Below are 2,985 nucleotides of genomic sequence, written 5' to 3'. Positions count from 1 at the left end.
CATCGCTAACCATTCGCCGCTAGCCTCTCGATCTGCCGAGGAGGCATGAAAACTGATGTGGGTGATCGCGCTTCATTTCGGGGCCGGGGCCATCGCGGGAGCGATCTTCAATGTTCGCACCCTGATTGCCCTCGTCGCCCTCGTCGCCGTGGAGTGTTTGGCCGCGGCGATCGCGAGCGGCCTGTCTGCGGCGCTGTATTCGATCGGCGGCCTGGTTGCGGTCCAGCTCGGCTACCTCGCGGGCATGTATCTGCGCAGCGTCCTCGAGCGTGCCGGCATCGCCCATCCCTCCATCCGGCCCGAACACCAGCGCTGATCGGCGCTCCGCCGGATCTCCTCACTCGGCCATGACGCTGCCATAGCGGGCGTAATAGTCGTGGTTGTAGTAGTCGCCGAATTGGTTGGCGTAGCGGCTGAGCGCCTTCATGTCCGTCTTGTTGAGCACGACGCCAAGCAAGGCATCGTAGACGTTCGGCGCCGTGTTCAACGCATGCTCCACGACCTCCGCCGGCGTGCGGCCCCATTCGACGACGAGCACGAAGCTGTCGAGCATCCCGGAGATGGCGCGGGCGTCGACGACCGGCGCCAGCGGCGGCAGATCGACGATGACGTAGTCATAGGTCTCACGCAGCCGCTCGAACAGCTTGCGCATCTCGTCGTTGGCCAGGATGTCGCAGGTGTCGCGACGCGCCGCGCCCTTGCCGGGCAGGAAGTGCAGGCGGGTGACCGCATCGGTCCAGATCGTGTCCTCGAGCTGTCGCGCACCCGAGACGACGTCCGCGATCCCCGTGCCGGCGTCGGGCGCGAGCGAAGCCGTGAGGGACGGGTTGCGGAGATCGCAGTCGACCACGATGACGCGTTTGCCCGAGCCGGCGATCGACTGCGCGAGCGAGGCGGCGATGACCGACTTGCCCTCGTTCGGCAGCGCTGACGTCAGTCCGAACACCTTGCGCGACGTCCGGTTGGGGTCCTGGTCGAGAGCGACCTTCAACGAGCGGATCGACTCCGCAAAGCGCGAGGAGGGCATCGCAGAGGCGGCCCAGCAGGTTCCGGAGCCTCTGCTCACCAGGCGCTCGCTGCTCTCGGCCGCGGTCTTGTTGACGCCGTCAGCAGCGGTCCGGCTGGTGATCCTGTTCACCTCGCCGTGTTTCAGCAGCGGCACGACGGAGAGGCAGGGAAGACGCAGGCGGTCTTCGACCTGATTTGTCGTGCGGAAGCTGCGATCTCTCAATTCCCTGAGCAGCCCGAGGCCGCCGCCGAATGCGAGGCCGCCAAGCAGGCCGATCGCCAGCACGATGATGGATTTCGGTTTGCTCTTCTTCTTCGGCGGCGTCGCCGCGGAGATGACCCGGGCCTTGGTGATCGGAAACGAGCCTTGCTGGACCGAGCCCATATAACGCTGCAGGAAGGTATCATAGAGGGTGCGATAACCCTTCGCGCTGGTCTCGAGCTCGCGGATGCTGATCTCCGCGGCCCTGGTATCCTGCGATCGCGCCACCGCCTGCGCGAGCTGCTTTTCGACCTCCTGCTGCTGCTGTCTCGCCTCGGCGTAGTCGTGCTTGGCGACGTCGGCGAGGCGACGCACCTCGTCGAGGATCGCCTGGCGGATGCTCTTCATCGCGGCGCGGATATTGACGACCGCCAGATGATCGTTGCCGTATTTGGCAGCGTACTCGTATTCCCGCTTGGCACTTTCGAGATATTGCTGGCGCAGGCTGTTGATGATCTGCGTGCTGTTCGAATTGCTCAGCGACAGGCCGTCTGGCGGATTGAGATTGCCGCTCAGCTCGGTGGGGGAGAAATCGGAGACGGCGGCGAGGCTGTCGATCGGCGTATCGGCATTGCTCGTGGCCAGCATCTCGTCGAACCGGCTGAGCCGGGTCATCAGCGAGGCCGTGTGCGTCCGCGCGGCCACCAAGCGGTTGGTCAGCTCGGTGACCTGCTGCTGGTCCATGAACCGGCCGTCGGCGGAGACGATGTTGTGCCGGCTCTTGAGCTCGTTCACCGCGCGCTCTGCCGCGGTCGCGTCGTTGCCGAGCTCCTGCAGGCGATCGTGCAGCCACGCCGTGACCGTGCGCTGCTCGTTCGCCTCGGCCTTCAACTGCTGGTCGAAATATTCCTTGACGATCGCATTGGCGATCATGGCCGCGCGCTGCGGATCGCTGGCGCTGAAGTCGACCTCGACGACGCTGCTGGTGCCGATCCTGAACGCGTTCATCCGGCGCTGAAACTCCTCGAGCAGATCGTCCATCGGCGATCCATTCGACTCCGGCGCGGAGCTCACCAGCCGGCGGATGGCGTCCAGGGCGCTGTGCAACCGGCCTGCCTTGCCGCCGAAATCGGGGTCGTCCGCCAGGTTCAGCTTGCTGATGACGGCCATGGCGACCGACTTGGATTTCAGGATCTCGATCTGGGATTCGATATCGAGCGGCGGCGTATCGTCCTGGACCGGCTGTGGCTGCAGCATCGGGGGCTTGGCGTTGCCAAGCATGATCTTCACGTCAGCCGAGTAGGTGGGCGGAACGATCTTCAGAACGGCGACGCTGGCGATCAGGGCGAGGGCCGTGGTGATGCCGATCACCAGATAGCGCCGGCGCAGGAAACCGAGCGCCAGATCAAACGGGCCTGGGCCGGTCCGCTCCCAACCGTGGTCCTGCTGAGGATTGAAGGCAACCGTGCTCGCGTTCGGATTGTGCAGCATGTTCTTGTGGCTTCATGAGTTGCGCTTCGGAGGGCGGGGCCGTCCGGATGCCTGCCAAAACAAGGATTTGATATTCTGGGTCATTTAATCGGCTGTCGCGGGATTTAATTTATATTAAATCTAATTTAGTCCAGCAAGTGGCCGTTTAAAATTAAATATTGTCTGTGGCGAAAGCATGTGGACGTGGCGCCCGGGATCGTCGCAACCGACGTGACGCTGCGGCCTCGCGGCGCAAATGCGTCCGAGCTGTCCGGTCGTTTCGCCCTCTCGATCAAGAGGGCACG

At 64.0% G+C, this 2,985-nt stretch carries 2 protein-coding genes; one reads left to right on the top strand and one right to left on the bottom strand.

Annotated elements, in window-relative coordinates; all coding sequences use genetic code 11:
* The first annotated feature begins 55 nt into the window (after nt 1–55).
* The gene (locus BRAO375_RS26205) at nt 56–316 is read left to right on the top strand and encodes a hypothetical protein (RefSeq protein ID WP_009030462.1); all 261 of its coding nucleotides are present in this window, start codon (nt 56–58) and stop codon (nt 314–316) included.
* A 21-nt stretch (nt 317–337) separates the two neighbouring features.
* Here BRAO375_RS26205 and BRAO375_RS26200 read toward each other — a convergent pair whose 3' ends face one another.
* Nucleotides 338–2,701 (bottom strand): polysaccharide biosynthesis tyrosine autokinase, encoded by a 2,364-nt coding sequence (locus BRAO375_RS26200; protein WP_009030461.1) that lies wholly within the window; start codon nt 2,699–2,701, stop codon nt 338–340.
* Nucleotides 2,702–2,985 lie beyond the last annotated feature (284 nt).

It is taken from the genome of Bradyrhizobium sp. ORS 375, from assembly GCF_000239775.1.
GTDB lineage: Bacteria > Pseudomonadota > Alphaproteobacteria > Rhizobiales > Xanthobacteraceae > Bradyrhizobium.
This window is presented reverse-complemented; position numbering and strand designations above follow the sequence as displayed.

What these genes read in the sequence shown, in the direction of transcription:
- BRAO375_RS26205 (WP_009030462.1), top strand. Translation starts at nt 56, where the DNA reads ATGTGGGTGATCGCGCTTCATTTCGGGGCCGGGGCCATCGCGGGAGCG.
- BRAO375_RS26200 (WP_009030461.1), bottom strand. Translation starts at nt 2,701, where the DNA reads ATGCTGCACAATCCGAACGCGAGCACGGTTGCCTTCAATCCTCAGCAG.